The following is a 12,900-nucleotide window of genomic DNA, read 5'->3' as shown; positions in this document are numbered from 1 at the left end:
AAATTACTATCTTTGCAGAAATTTTTAGAATGAGCAGAGATAATAATAATTCAGACAGACCAAAGAGACCAAGAATTTCAACAAGAAAAAGTTCTGATGATTCTCGTGCTTCCAGATCTGGAAATTCTTCAGGATCAAAATCTTTTAAAAAACCTTTTCCTAAGGCAGGTGAAAGAAATTTTGAGCATAAAGGCACTAATTCCAAGTTCAATAAAACCCCTTTCAGAAGTGAAGGCGGTTTTGACGGCAGAGACGAAGATCACGGTTCGAAATCTGAACGTAAGCCTTATATCACCAATGCCAGCGAAGGCCGTGAGAAAAGATCTTTCGGTAAATCATCCCCAAAAAGAGGCGGAAAGAATTTTGATACAAGAGACAAGTATGAAAGAGGCAGTCTGAAATACGGCAGAAGACCGTCTAGCGGAGAGGACAGGAATGATGACAGAGCCAAATCTTTCGTACAGAAAAGAAGGTTAAGCAAAATTGAAAAAGACGTACATAAAGATACCATTCGTCTTAATAAGTATATTGCCAATTCAGGAATCTGCAGCAGAAGAGAGGCTGATGAACTGATTACGCAGGGGCTTGTGGAGGTAAACGGAAAAGTAGTAACGGAAATGGGATACCAGGTTCAGAAAACAGATAAAGTGGTTTTCGACGGGCAGAGTATTACTCCTGAAAAACCCGTATATGTGCTTCTGAACAAACCTAAAGGATATATTTCTACAACAAAAGATGATAAAGCAAGAAAAACCGTAATGGATCTTGTTGCCAATGCATCGCCATACCGTCTGTTCCCGGTAGGAAGGCTTGACCGTTCCACAACGGGAGTTATTCTTTTAACCAATGACGGACATATGACGAAGAAGCTTACCCACCCGTCTTTTGATGCCAAAAAGATCTATCACGTAACATTAGATAAGAAACTCACGCATGAAGATATGAAACTGATTGCAGAGGGAATTCGTCTTGATGAAGGAGTAGCGGTAGTAGATCAGATTTCATTCATTGAAGGGAAACCGAAAAATGAAATAGGAATCGAGATCCATATCGGATGGAACAGGGTTATCAGAAGAATTTTCCAAAGGCTTGGGTATGAAGTAGAAGCTTTAGACAGAGTAATGTTTGCCGGAATGACGAAGAAGAATATCAAGAGAGGACACTGGAGAATCCTTACAGAACAGGAAGTAAACAACCTTAAAATGCTTTAATAGCTATATATTAAGGTGTACCAGATAAAAAGACCGCAGATTTTTTCTACGGTCTTTCTTATTTTTAATAACAGTTCAGAATAGTACTCATTACCTATCATTTATCCCAACACGGTAACCCCCTTCTGAATCATCTCGTAGATCGCATCTTTGCCATTATCAGGTTTTACATTAACGGCTCTGGTTCCGTTGAAGTGAAGGCATGTAACATAACCGGCCGCCACAGCATCGAGACAGGTGTATTTTACACAATAATCCAAGGCTAAACCTACAATTTCCACCAGCTGAATATCATGGTATTTCAGAAAATCATCAAGACCGGTTTTCATGAAGTGGTTGTTATCCTGAAAGCCGCTGTAGCTGTCTATTTCAATATTTTTTCCTTTCTGGATAATATGGGTTACTTTATCTCTGTTGAGATCTTTGTGGAATTCTGCTCCAAAAGTCCCCTGAACACAGTGATCGGGCCACATAAACTGCGGAATTGAATTCAGGATGATGCTTTCTCCTACTTTTCTGCCGTTGTTGCTGGCAAAACTTTTATGATTGGCAGGATGCCAGTCCTGGGTAAGAACTATCTGGTCATATTCATTTTCCTCCATTAAAAGGTTGATATAAGGAATGATTTCATTAGCTCCCGGAACAGCAAGTGAACCCCCTTCACAGAAATCATTCTGTACATCTACGATTATTAACGCTTTTTTCATATTTAGATTTCTCGAATTTTTGATAAATTTACTCAAAAAACTGTCCAAAACGGAATTATCGGACAAATCGGCAATATAAATTTAAAAAATAAATATAATGAGCAGTTTAGAGCAAAAGAAATTTCCCATCGGTCCGTTCCAGCAGCCGGAGAACATCTGTGATACCAGGCTGGATGAACATATCAGAGTCATTAAAAACTTTCCCAGAAAATTAAAAGATTTAATTGAAAACTTTACAGATGATCAGTTAGATACTCCTTACAGGGAAGGAGGATGGACGGTAAGACAGCTGGTTAACCATATTGCCGACAGCCATATCAACAGCTTTATCCGTTTCAAGCTGGCTCTTACAGAAGAAAACCCTGTCATCAAGCCCTATGATGAAGCCAAATGGGCAGAGCTTAAGGACAGCGTACACATGCCGGTAAAACCCGCCATGAGAATGATTAAAGGAACCCATCAGCGCTGGACCGTTCTGTTGAATACCCTTACCAATAAACAATTTGAAAGAACTTTTCATCATCCGGAACAGAACAAAGATTATAACCTCAGGCATTATCTTGCTTTTTATGTATGGCATTGCAACCATCATTATGCTCATATTGAAAATCTGAAGAAGGAAAAAGGTTGGTAAAGAAAAGTCTTCATAATCCTGCTCATTTTAAGGAAATCATAGAAAGAATTTCCCTTCTAACAGAAAATTCCCCTGCAAAATGGGGAAAGATGAATGTATGCCAGATGCTTAGGCACTGCGATCTTGTTCTTCAGGTACCTTTAAGAAAAATTGAACTTCCTGCCATTCATCCGTTTTTTGAAGCAATAGGAGTCATAACGAAATGGGAAATGTGGATTTTTAATAATGGAATTCCCCAAAATATGCCGACTTTTCAAAAACTAATCATTAATTTTGAATGTGATTTTGATGAATCCAAAACCAATCTGCTGAATACACTAAAGAAGTTTCGGGAAGTTTCTGTAAACGGAGATCTTCCGGAAGGGCACAGGTTATTCGGTAAAATGACTGAAAAAGACTGGGGATTTTTAGAATATAAGCATCTGAATCACCACCTTAAACAATTTAATGTATGAGTTTTTTTGATAAAATATTCGGAGGAAAAGAAAACAACCCTGAACGTAAATCCTTCTGGAAGAAAATAGAAACTGAAGAAGATCTTGCGAAAGCCATAGAGAATTCCTATCATCATAGAGTTGCTATTTTTAAACATTCAACACGTTGTTTTATAAGTAAAACAGTATTGAAAAATTTTGAAAGAGATATAGATAATTTGGATTATGAACTGGATTTATATTACTTAGATTTGCTGACGTACAGATCCATCTCTAATAAAATATCTGAAGATTTCGGCATCAGGCATGAAAGCCCGCAGCTTATCGTAATAGAAAACGGAAAAGTAGTAAATACAGCTTCACATGAAGATATCTCTATAAGCCAGATTGCATAATGAAGAATATTAATAATTATCTAGCTAAAGTATTAAATGTTCCCATTGAAAAAGTGAACACGTGCAGCCTGCACTACGAAGTAAAGAAAATTCCCAAAAACCAGTTTCTTTTACAATATGGTGAGATCTGCCGGCATATATTCTTTGTTGAAAAAGGGCTTATAAAAATGTATTCCATTGATAAAAACGGAAAAGAACACATTATACAGTTTGCTCCTGAAAGCTGGCTGATTTCTGACCGGAGCAGTCTCTATTTTAACGAAAAATCTATTTATTATATAGAAGCTGTTGAGGATTCGGAAGTTCTGTTTCTGCATCCTGATTTCTTTAATAAACTTGTTGAACAGTTTCCAAACAGTATTGAAAGGAGTGATTTTCTGCTTCAGAAACATATCCGGAGCCTTCAGAACAGAATCAATTCCCTTCTGGGCGAAACAGCAGAAGAAAGGTATATGAAATTCATTAAAATGTACCCTGATCTGCTGTTGAGGGTTCCGCAGTGGATGATTGCTTCTTACCTGGGAATCACGCCTGAAAGTCTGAGCCGTGTAAGAAAAGAGCTGGCAAGAAAAAATTTCGTCCCGGATAAATAATCAGATCTTTTTGGCAAGACTGCCTACCTGCTGCAATTGTAAACGGGTTTCATCAGACCAGGGAAGCCCGATACACAGGCGCATGCAGTTCTGAAACTGGTCCTGAAGAGTAAACATTCTTCCGGGAGCAATACTTATGTTCTGTTTGATCGCTAAATCATACAATTCGGTAGTACGGATTTTTTTATCAAATTCTACCCACAGGGAAAGTCCTCCCTGCGGACGGCTTGTTTTTGTTCCTTCGGGGAAAGATTCTGCAATGGTCTGAACGTAGTTCTGATAGTTATTCTGAAGGGATTTCCGCATCTGCTGAAGGTGTTTTTCATACCGGCCGGATTTAAGGAAATTAGCCACAGCTTCGTTCACAATGGAAATAGATGAGGTAGAATGCAGAAGTTTTAGCTTTAGAATTTTGTCTTTATACCTGCCGGGAGCAATCCATCCTACACGATATCCCGGAGCCAGTGTTTTTGAAATAGAGCTGCAGTACAGAACATTTCCGTCCCTGTCAAAAGATTTACAGCATTTCGGACGGCTGGCACCAAAATACAGGTCACCATATACATCGTCTTCAATCAGAGGGATGCCATTTTCTGACAGGAGCTTAACAATCTCTTTCTTATTTTCGTCCGGCATACAGCTGCCCAACGGAGAATTGAAATTGGGGATCAGCAGGCACAGATTGATTTGTGGGATCACTTTTTTCAGCGCTTCAATTTCAATTCCGGTTGTAGGATGGGTAGGAAGCTCAAGGACCTTTAAGCCGAGACCGTTGGCCAGCTGAAGAATACCGGGATAGCAGGGGCTTTCAATAGCAATTGTATCTCCTGGTTTCCCCAAAGCCATCAGGCAGAATGATAGGGCATTCATTCCTCCGTTGGTGGTAACCAGATCATTTTCATTAAAACTTCCACCCCATTGAAGGGAGCGTATGGCAATCATTCTGCGCAGCTTTAAGTTCCCCTGAAGCTCTTCATATTCAGTTCCGCCGTCTTTTAATTCACGGGTGGCATTAATAATTTCTTTTTTAAGTTTGGCCTGAGGTAAAAGGTCTCCCGAAGGAATTCCTATGGAAAAGAAAGTAATCCCTTTTCTGCCCATATTTTCATAGACCCTGCTGATAAGCTCATCAGGCTCGTCATTATTGGCGATTAAAGAAGGACGGCTTACTTCGGGAAGGGGAAGTTTTATGGACATCAGTTGGCTTACAAAATATCCTGACTGTGGTTTTGATTCTACCAGAGACTGCGATTCCAGTTCCAGAAAAACACGTTTGGCTGTGTTCATGCTTACCTGATGTTCTTTGCATAACATTCGTACGGATGGCAGTTTGTCACCCGTCTTCAATACCCCTTTCCTGATCTGTGCAGCTATTCTGTCTGCAATTTCCGTGTATAAAAATTCTTTGCTCATTGATGTAACTGTGTTCATACAAATATACAAAACTGATACTGTGTTTATTTATTTTGACTGTTTAATTTTGAATTGTTAAATAAAGAATACAATCATGAGCAATATGATATCAAAAAATGAAAGCATTAACGGTTGGATCAATGGCTTTATAGGAGTTTTGCTGTTCAGCGGGTCTATGCCTGCTACCAAACTGGCTGTTATGGAAATGAGTCCGATATTTGCAACAATAGCCCGTGCAGGCATTGCAGGAATTCTGGCACTTTCTGTACTGCTGATCTATAGAGAAAAACGTCCGGATAAAAAGCAGATTTTTCCTTTATTGCTGGTCTCATTGGGCTGTGTGATTGGCTTTCCTTTGCTTTCCGCTTTAGCTCTTCAGTATGTCAGCTCTGCGCATTCCATTGTATTTCTGGGGATGCTCCCTATGGCCACAGCGATATTTGGAGTGCTTCGCGGAGGAGAGAGGCCTCATCCCGTATTCTGGCTGTTTTCTGTGATAGGAAGTCTTTTAGTGATAGGTTATGCCGTTTCTCAGGGAATTTCTGCGTCGCCTGTCGGTGATATTCTGATGCTTCTGGCTGTTATTTTATGCGGTCTCGGATATGCAGAAGGAGCCAGGCTTTCAAAAACGTTAGGCGGATGGCAGGTGATCTCATGGGCATTGGTACTGGCGCTGCCTGTGATGATTCCGTTATTTTTTATTTACTTTCCTGAACATATAGAAACGGTAAGCTTCCGCGGATGGTTCGGGCTTGCTTATATTTCCCTGTTCAGTATGTTCATTGGATTTATCTTCTGGTATAAAGGACTTGCCCAGGGTGGAATTACCACAGTAGGCCAGCTTCAGTTATTACAGCCGTTTTTCGGACTGGCTTTGGCTGCTTATTTCCTTCATGAACCGGTAAGCATGGGAATGCTGGGAATTACTGTAGGAGTTATTCTTTGCGTCGCGGGGACCAAACGGTTTGCGAAATAAGTAAAAATAAATGATTATGACTTAAATCATAAGAAAACGATTCATAATAAACTACTTTTGACAGACACAACACAAAATTTAATATTATGAAATTCGCCATCTCATTAATGTTTTTAGGATTAATCGTCCTGAGCTGCAGGAAAGAAACTAAAGTTAATACCACCACTTCAGACAGTGTAATCACAGATACCATACCATCCGATACTGTTGTTACAGCACCCACGCCAATGCCCTCCGACACAGTGGGAAGAGCAGACAGTGCTTCCACAAACCGTATGGATACTGTAAAGACAAAAGGAAAGTAGTTTTTTTGCCCTCATAGATTGATAGGAACCCGTTTTCTTGAAGGCGGGTTCTTACCCTTTGCATTTTATCCCTTCATTTTATCCGCAAGGGGTATATTGTTATTGTTTTAATAAAAATAATAATTGTTTTATTATTATTCATAATTATTCAATAATAAATCCAAAACGTTGAGATTGTTATAGGTATTTTAACTTAATTTAACTTTATAAATAATCATTAAGGTTTGATATTTGCATTCATAACCTAACCCAACTTCCCAATGCATTACTAAGAGGATAAGAAACAAGTGAACATCTAAAAAGAACTACTATGGTTATTAATGAAGAAATTTTGCATTCAGCGGGAGCAGAAACAAAGCATTACAAACCCTCGGAACTTCTGTTCTGTGAGGGAGACAGCCCGAATTACTATTACCAGATCATTAAAGGAGAGGTAAAGCTCAACAACTATAATGAAGAAGGTAAGGAATTTATACACAATATACTTTCAGACGGAGAAAGCTGTGGAGAATCTATTCTTCTTATCGGCAAACCTTATCCTATGAATGCTGAAGCTCTTACGGAATGTACCGTATTAAAGCTTCATAAATCCGCATTTCTGAAATTGCTGGATAAATTTCCTAAATTATATCTGGATATCAGCAGTTTTCTTTCCCAGCGGCTGTATTACAAATTCATCATGATGCAGAATCTGTCTTCGCAGAATCCTGCGGTAAGGTTAAAAGGTCTGATGGATTATTTTAAAAGTTTTCAGGAAGACGGGAGTCCTTATTCCTTTCTTATTCCTTTCACGAGGCAGCAGATGGCCAGCCTTACCGGCCTTTGTGTAGAAACTGCCATAAGAACCATTAAACATATGGAAAGAGATAAAATGCTCAGAATCAAAGATCGAAAAATACTTTATTAGCATGAGTTTGTCAGACAAACCTTAATATATTTTACGATTTTAATATTTTAGAAAGAAAACTATGAAAACAATAAGCTGCATGAATATTGATGAAAATATGCTACGTTCATTTGGAGGAGAAAACAAAATATATAAAGCCAAGGAAACGGTTTTTAAAGAAGGGGATCATGCACAATATTACTTTCAGATAGCTCAGGGAAAAATAAAGCTTAATACTTTTGATGAAGAAGGAAAAGAATTTATTCATAACATCCTTGGAAAAAACCAGAGCTTTGGAGATTCCCTGCTTTTTCTTGAAAAAACATATCCCATGAATGCGGTATGCCTTGAGCCTTCAGAAATTATCCGGGTACCTAAAGCCGGTTTTCTGGAGATGATCACAAAACATCCTGACGTTTCTCTTTCCATGAATGCCTGTCTTTCACAAAGATTATATTTTAAAGTCGTGATGATGCAGGCTATGGCGTCTCAAAACCCTGTTAACCGGTTAAAAGGGCTTTTAGACTATCTTAAAAGCTATCATGATGGTGACTGCCAGCATTGTTTTCCGGTAGAACTTACCCGCCAGCAGATTGCCAATCTTGTGGGAATGCGGGTAGAAACTGTTATAAGATCCCTGAAAAAGATGGAGAAGGAAGGGGAAATTAAAATAGAAAACAGAAAAATTTTATATTAATATTGACCAATATGACCAAGGTCATAAAAAAGTGAGTTATTCAGTCGTACATTTGGAATATCAATTTTCAGTACAATTCTAAAGGCCTCATTTATCAGAGGTTACAAAAAAGCTAAGGCTTATTCAGTGTAAATTATCAGACACAAAACGATTGCCGTCTAATACTAGTCACGGGCTGCAATATATCACTAAATATTAATAAAAAAAATTCAGTTATGAACACCAGAAATTCAAGAAATCGCAGTTCAAGAGGTAATTCATCCAACAGCAACCTTGAGGAAATCTACCAGCTAGGGTATGATCACGGTTATAATGATGCATCGCAAGATGAAGATTATGACGATGATTTTTCAGAATATGAAGATTATTTTGATGAAGATTATGACGATGACGGCGAAGATTACGATGATGATTATGATGATGACGAAGACTACGATGATGAAGACTATGATAATGATTATGACGACGATGAAGATGGTAACGATGACAGAGGCCGCGGCAGAAGGGGTTCAAGAGGCGGAAACCAGCAGCGTGACAGCCAGGGAAGATTTACTTCCGGTAGAGGCGGATCACGAAGCCGTTCCGGTTCCGGATCCAGATCAGGCGGAAGAGGCAGATCGTCATCAGGTTCAGGCGACGGAACTTCAAGAAGAGGTTTCGCATCCATGAGCAAAGCTGAACGTACCAGAATCGCAAGAATGGGCGGGCAGGCCTCTCATGGAGGCGGAAGAAGATCCTCAGGATCAGGTTCCAATTCGGGATCAGGATCAGGAAGAGGAGGAAGTTCAAACTCCAGATCAGGTGGAAATAACGGCGGTTCAGGTCGTGGCTCCAGTTCAGGATCAGGTTCGTCAAGAAGGGGTTTCGCAGCAATGAGTAAAACTGAACGTACCAGAATTGCAAGAATGGGCGGACAGGCTTCTCACGGAGGCGGAAGATCTTCAGGAAGATCCGGGTTCGGAGGCAGACGTAATTCATAATTCTTTTTCCATGACTGCCTTTTTATCCCGTATAAAGGGGCAGTCTTTTCAAATAAAAATCCCTAAACACCACTTCACATCATGGCTAATAAAACATCAGAAAGCAGTACCGCAACATCGGCTGCTACAGCAAAAAAAACAATGACGGTAGGAAATGCATCCGTTGAAAAGGATGATATGAAAACCTCACCACTTCACAAATTCTTTGTAAGCGCCCTTAAAGACATCTACTTCGCAGAAAATGCAATTATTGATGCCTTGGAAAAAATGCAGGAAGCAGCTACCACAGAAGAACTTAAAGAGGCCTTTGAAGACCATCAGCTGCAGACCAAAAAGCATGTAAGCAGGCTGGAAAAAGTCTTTAAGCTCATAGACGAAGAACCTGAAAAAAAAGAATGTGAAGCGATCAAAGGAATCATCAAAGAAGGGGAGGAAGTCATCAAATCCACAGAAGAAGGCTCTATGACAAGAGATGCAGCGCTTATTATTGCCGCCCAGAAAGTAGAGCATTATGAAATTGCTACGTATGGAGGACTGGCACAGCTTGCCATTACCATGGGACATGATAAAGCCGCAGACCTCCTCGAAAAAACACTTCAGGAAGAAGAAGATACCGATTATCAGCTTACCGAAATAGCTGAAACTTCTATCAATTTTGATGCTGAACAGGAAGATTAATACACCATAAGCCATATAGCGCTTAGTCTATGTGGCTTATTTTTAACCGGAATACTCAATATATGGATTGTCAGAAAATAGTAAAGACCCTGAAACACAAAGATTTTGTGAAAATTCAGAACAAAGGAGATTGGTTTGAAGACGGAGCAGCCATCTATGCAAAAGAAATAAAAGACAATGTTTTTTTATTATTTGTGATCCTAAAAGACATACAGATTGAAAACATTCAGGCATTGATCGCCCATTTTGACGGGTTAAGCAGCATTGGCCTGAAGGAACCTGAACAGGTGATGTTTTACCTTTCAATTAAAGATAAAGAAGACCTCCATTATTTTGAGAAATATTTAAAAATTACGGATAACTAATAACCTTACGGATATGATATTTGAAAATGACACTTTGAGGCATTCCGCGCTGAATGATAAAAATAATGTGATAGAGAATGAATCTTTATTCCCCAGTGTTATCAATTCTTATGGAGTTACCGCGTTTCTGATCAAATCGCTCGAAAAGATCAAAATCAACGCAAAGTGTGAAATCCTGAAAAAGGTAATTGATACCTATATTGAAGAATATATCCTTCATATCCGGGAATATCATAGTGAAAGCTCCATCAACGTTAAAGATATGGATACTGAGATACAGGTTGAGAATCCTTCTTTTACGTTGTACGCCAAAACAGCTTATTATAAAGTAGTGAAAGAAGAAGAATATCTTAAGAAGCTTCTAAATACCCTGGAACAGGACAGGCATGCCTCCGAATAATCCTGTGAATCATTTTGTTTGACTTTTTAATACCAACCACACTAAAAATAAATGATATGAAAAACGACACACCGCACAATAAAAAGTTAGACCAGCTGGATACTCACAGTACTTCCAATGATAATGAAAAACTGACCACCAACCAAGGACTGAAAATTAATAATAATCAGGACTCCTTAAAAGCAGGAGAAAGAGGGCCTTCTTTATTGGAAGACTTTATCCTCAGAGAAAAAATTACCCATTTTGACCATGAAAGAATCCCTGAAAGAGTAGTACACGCACGGGGGTCCGGTGCTCACGGCGTTTTTAAGCTTACCAAAAGCCTCGCAGAATATACTAAAGCCAAGTTTTTAACAGAATTAGGAAAAGAAACTCCTGTTTTTGTAAGATTTTCCACAGTGGCAGGAAGTAAAGGAAGCACCGATCTTGCAAGGGATGTAAGAGGTTTTGCCGTAAAATTTTATACCGAAGAAGGAAATTATGATCTGGTAGCGAATAATATGCCGGTCTTTTTTATTCAGGATGCCATTAAATTTCCGGATCTTGTTCACGCTGTAAAGCCAGAACCCGATAATGAAATCCCGCAGGCTGCATCAGCGCATGATACCTTCTGGGATTTTATTTCACTGATGCCCGAAAGCATGCATATGATCATGTGGCTGATGAGCGACCGGGCGATTCCGAGAAGCCTGAGAATGATGGAAGGGTTTGGGGTGCATTCATTCAAATTCATTAATGAAGAAGGCAAAGTACACTTCGTTAAATTTCATTTTAAACCTAAGTTAGGCGTTCATTCTGTAGCCTGGGACGAAGCTCAGAGAATCTCAGGAGTAGACCCGGATTTTCATAAAAGAGATCTTTGGGAAGCCATAGAAAACGGAGATTTTGCAGAATGGGATTTCGGTGTACAGCTGGTTCCTGAAGAAAACGAACACAATTTTGATTTTGACCTTTTAGACCCTACCAAAATAATTCCCGAAGAAGAGGTTCCCGTAGAAATTGTCGGAACTTTAACCCTGAACAGAAATCCTGATAATTTCTTTGCAGAAACAGAGCAGGTGGCTTTCCATCCGGGGCATATTATTCCCGGCATCGATTTTACCAATGACCCGCTGCTGCAGGGAAGACTATTTTCTTATACAGACACGCAGCTCTCAAGGCTGGGATCGCCTAATTTCCATGAAATCCCGATCAACAGATCTGTTAATACCGTACACAATAATCAGAGAGACGGCCATATGAGACAGCAGATCGTAAAAGGAAAGACCAGTTATGATCCTAATTCCATAGGCGGAGGATGCCCTTTTCAGGCAATGATGTCTGAAGGAGGCTTTACTTCCCAGGAGGAAAGAGTTTCAGGAGCAAAAATAAGAGAAAGAAGCTCCAGCTTTGTAGATCATTATTCGCAGGCGAAACTTTTCTACAATAGCCAGTCAGTTCCTGAAAAAGCACATCTTCAGAAGGCGCTTATTTTTGAGCTGTCAAAAGTTACCCTGCCGGCAGTCAGGGAAAGGGTAGTAGGACAGCTTGCTTTTATTGATATGACTCTTGCGTGGAGGGTCGCTGAAAAACTTGGCGTTGAAGTTAAAAAATTAGACTGGCCCAATCAGAGTGTTCCGGCAGACGGTAATATGATAGAGCTGCAGAGTGAGGAGAGAGAGCCTAAAACCAGGATCTCAGAAGCGCTCAGCATGAAAAATACGGTAAAAAACACGGTCAGAACCAGAAAAATAGGCTTTATTATGGCTAATGGTGCAGATGGAAGAGCCGTGAATAATCTTAAAACAAAGCTGGAGTCAGAAGGGGCAAAAGTAGAAATTATTGCTCCGAGCCTTGCACCGGTAAAAATCAATGACGGGTCATCCCTTACTCCTAAGCACTCCCTTACCAGTACGGCCAGTGTATGTTTTGATGCCCTTTACATCAGCGCAGGAGAAGAGTCAGCAAAAGAGCTGATGACTCCTGAAAACAGAAATATTGTTCTGAATTTTATCAACGAAGCGTACAAACATTGTAAAGCAATCTGCTTTGGAGAAGGAACAGAATCTCTTTACAGTAACAGTAATGTATCTGCAAAAAAACATGAAGACAGAGGCATCATCTGGCAGAATGAAAATTCTCCGGATATGTTTATAAAAGCAATTGCTGAACACAGGGTCTGGGATCTGGAAACAGAACGGAATTCACAGATATAAAGACTGTCCTTTCACACCACACTAACTTACT

The 12,900-nt window shown here is 39.6% G+C and carries 16 protein-coding genes; 14 read left to right on the top strand and 2 right to left on the bottom strand.

Translation table 11 applies throughout. The annotated features are described in order from the left end of the window. Nucleotides 1-29: 29 nt before the first annotated feature. Complete coding sequence (locus AOB46_RS12180; protein WP_241489205.1) at nt 30-1,211, top strand: pseudouridine synthase; 1,182 nt, start codon at nt 30-32, stop codon at nt 1,209-1,211. Between the two features lie 101 nt (nt 1,212-1,312). Here AOB46_RS12180 and pncA read toward each other — a convergent pair whose 3' ends face one another. Further along, on the bottom strand, nt 1,313-1,918 hold the full coding sequence (gene pncA, locus AOB46_RS12175) for a bifunctional nicotinamidase/pyrazinamidase (RefSeq protein ID WP_062699664.1): 606 nt from the start codon (nt 1,916-1,918) through the stop codon (nt 1,313-1,315). Nucleotides 1,919-2,015: 97 nt separating this feature from the next. Between pncA and AOB46_RS12170 the strand changes: the two genes are divergently transcribed. From AOB46_RS12170 to AOB46_RS12155, 4 genes are read left to right on the top strand one after another with little or no spacing between them, the layout of a single operon-like run. After that, nucleotides 2,016-2,552 carry a YfiT family bacillithiol transferase gene (locus AOB46_RS12170; RefSeq protein ID WP_062699662.1) on the top strand — a complete coding sequence of 179 codons (537 nt, stop codon included), beginning with the start codon at nt 2,016-2,018 and terminating at the stop codon, nt 2,550-2,552. Beyond that, nucleotides 2,546-3,007, top strand: a complete 462-nt coding sequence (locus tag AOB46_RS12165) for a DUF1569 domain-containing protein (protein ID WP_241489204.1) — start codon at nt 2,546-2,548, stop codon at nt 3,005-3,007. The genes AOB46_RS12170 and AOB46_RS12165 overlap by 7 nt, the downstream gene beginning before the upstream one ends. Continuing rightward, nucleotides 3,004-3,381 (top strand): bacillithiol system redox-active protein YtxJ, encoded by a 378-nt coding sequence (gene ytxJ, locus AOB46_RS12160; protein WP_062699659.1) that lies wholly within the window; start codon nt 3,004-3,006, stop codon nt 3,379-3,381. Before AOB46_RS12165 ends, ytxJ begins: the two co-directional genes overlap by 4 nt. Beyond that, complete coding sequence (locus tag AOB46_RS12155; protein ID WP_062699649.1) at nt 3,381-3,974, top strand: Crp/Fnr family transcriptional regulator; 594 nt, start codon at nt 3,381-3,383, stop codon at nt 3,972-3,974. The genes ytxJ and AOB46_RS12155 overlap by 1 nt, the downstream gene beginning before the upstream one ends. Here the strand turns inward: AOB46_RS12155 and AOB46_RS12150 are convergent, their stop codons facing one another. Then, the gene (locus tag AOB46_RS12150) at nt 3,975-5,387 is read right to left on the bottom strand and encodes a PLP-dependent aminotransferase family protein (RefSeq protein WP_062699647.1); all 1,413 of its coding nucleotides are present in this window, start codon (nt 5,385-5,387) and stop codon (nt 3,975-3,977) included. A 94-nt stretch (nt 5,388-5,481) separates the two neighbouring features. Between AOB46_RS12150 and AOB46_RS12145 the strand changes: the two genes are divergently transcribed. From AOB46_RS12145 to AOB46_RS12105, 9 genes are all read left to right on the top strand, one after another. Then, the gene (locus tag AOB46_RS12145) at nt 5,482-6,363 is read left to right on the top strand and encodes a DMT family transporter (protein WP_185113866.1); all 882 of its coding nucleotides are present in this window, start codon (nt 5,482-5,484) and stop codon (nt 6,361-6,363) included. A gap of 86 nt (nt 6,364-6,449) precedes the next feature. Then, nucleotides 6,450-6,668: a hypothetical protein gene (locus AOB46_RS12140; protein ID WP_062699645.1), complete on the top strand. Its 219-nt coding sequence runs from the start codon at nt 6,450-6,452 to the stop codon at nt 6,666-6,668. A gap of 310 nt (nt 6,669-6,978) precedes the next feature. After that, nucleotides 6,979-7,575, top strand: a complete 597-nt coding sequence (locus AOB46_RS12135; protein ID WP_062699642.1) for a Crp/Fnr family transcriptional regulator — start codon at nt 6,979-6,981, stop codon at nt 7,573-7,575. A 61-nt stretch (nt 7,576-7,636) separates the two neighbouring features. Beyond that, nucleotides 7,637-8,251 carry a Crp/Fnr family transcriptional regulator gene (locus AOB46_RS12130; RefSeq protein ID WP_062699639.1) on the top strand — a complete coding sequence of 205 codons (615 nt, stop codon included), beginning with the start codon at nt 7,637-7,639 and terminating at the stop codon, nt 8,249-8,251. A 215-nt stretch (nt 8,252-8,466) separates the two neighbouring features. Then, on the top strand, nt 8,467-9,231 hold the full coding sequence (locus tag AOB46_RS12125) for a KGG domain-containing protein (RefSeq protein WP_062699636.1): 765 nt from the start codon (nt 8,467-8,469) through the stop codon (nt 9,229-9,231). Nucleotides 9,232-9,312: 81 nt separating this feature from the next. Further along, a complete protein-coding gene (locus tag AOB46_RS12120) occupies nt 9,313-9,909 on the top strand; it encodes a ferritin-like domain-containing protein (RefSeq protein ID WP_082377082.1) in 597 nt (198 codons plus the stop codon). Between the two features lie 62 nt (nt 9,910-9,971). After that, the gene (locus AOB46_RS12115) at nt 9,972-10,274 is read left to right on the top strand and encodes a hypothetical protein (protein ID WP_062699633.1); all 303 of its coding nucleotides are present in this window, start codon (nt 9,972-9,974) and stop codon (nt 10,272-10,274) included. A 13-nt stretch (nt 10,275-10,287) separates the two neighbouring features. Further along, the gene (locus AOB46_RS12110) at nt 10,288-10,674 is read left to right on the top strand and encodes a hypothetical protein (RefSeq protein WP_062699631.1); all 387 of its coding nucleotides are present in this window, start codon (nt 10,288-10,290) and stop codon (nt 10,672-10,674) included. Nucleotides 10,675-10,730: 56 nt separating this feature from the next. Next, on the top strand, nt 10,731-12,869 hold the full coding sequence (locus AOB46_RS12105; protein ID WP_062699629.1) for a catalase: 2,139 nt from the start codon (nt 10,731-10,733) through the stop codon (nt 12,867-12,869). Nucleotides 12,870-12,900 lie beyond the last annotated feature (31 nt).

The organism is Chryseobacterium indologenes (assembly GCF_001295265.1).
Taxonomy (GTDB): Bacteria; Bacteroidota; Bacteroidia; order Flavobacteriales; family Weeksellaceae; genus Chryseobacterium; species Chryseobacterium indologenes_A.
The sequence above is the reverse complement of the archived record's forward strand: the minus strand, read 5'-3'. Positions and strand labels throughout refer to the sequence as shown.

Excerpts from the sequence above, each read along its gene's own strand:
- AOB46_RS12125 (WP_062699636.1), top strand. The coding sequence starts at position 8,467 with ATGAACACCAGAAATTCAAGAAATCGCAGTTCAAGAGGTAATTCATCC.
- AOB46_RS12170 (WP_062699662.1), top strand. The coding sequence starts at position 2,016 with ATGAGCAGTTTAGAGCAAAAGAAATTTCCCATCGGTCCGTTCCAGCAG.
- AOB46_RS12155 (WP_062699649.1), top strand. The coding sequence starts at position 3,381 with ATGAAGAATATTAATAATTATCTAGCTAAAGTATTAAATGTTCCCATT.
- pncA (WP_062699664.1), bottom strand. The coding sequence starts at position 1,918 with ATGAAAAAAGCGTTAATAATCGTAGATGTACAGAATGATTTCTGTGAA.
- AOB46_RS12140 (WP_062699645.1), top strand. The coding sequence starts at position 6,450 with ATGAAATTCGCCATCTCATTAATGTTTTTAGGATTAATCGTCCTGAGC.
- AOB46_RS12115 (WP_062699633.1), top strand. The coding sequence starts at position 9,972 with ATGGATTGTCAGAAAATAGTAAAGACCCTGAAACACAAAGATTTTGTG.
- AOB46_RS12105 (WP_062699629.1), top strand. The coding sequence starts at position 10,731 with ATGAAAAACGACACACCGCACAATAAAAAGTTAGACCAGCTGGATACT.
- AOB46_RS12120 (WP_082377082.1), top strand. The coding sequence starts at position 9,313 with ATGGCTAATAAAACATCAGAAAGCAGTACCGCAACATCGGCTGCTACA.
- AOB46_RS12145 (WP_185113866.1), top strand. The coding sequence starts at position 5,482 with ATGAGCAATATGATATCAAAAAATGAAAGCATTAACGGTTGGATCAAT.
- AOB46_RS12130 (WP_062699639.1), top strand. The coding sequence starts at position 7,637 with ATGAAAACAATAAGCTGCATGAATATTGATGAAAATATGCTACGTTCA.
- AOB46_RS12150 (WP_062699647.1), bottom strand. The coding sequence starts at position 5,387 with ATGAGCAAAGAATTTTTATACACGGAAATTGCAGACAGAATAGCTGCA.
- AOB46_RS12180 (WP_241489205.1), top strand. The coding sequence starts at position 30 with ATGAGCAGAGATAATAATAATTCAGACAGACCAAAGAGACCAAGAATT.
- ytxJ (WP_062699659.1), top strand. The coding sequence starts at position 3,004 with ATGAGTTTTTTTGATAAAATATTCGGAGGAAAAGAAAACAACCCTGAA.
- AOB46_RS12110 (WP_062699631.1), top strand. The coding sequence starts at position 10,288 with ATGATATTTGAAAATGACACTTTGAGGCATTCCGCGCTGAATGATAAA.
- AOB46_RS12135 (WP_062699642.1), top strand. The coding sequence starts at position 6,979 with ATGGTTATTAATGAAGAAATTTTGCATTCAGCGGGAGCAGAAACAAAG.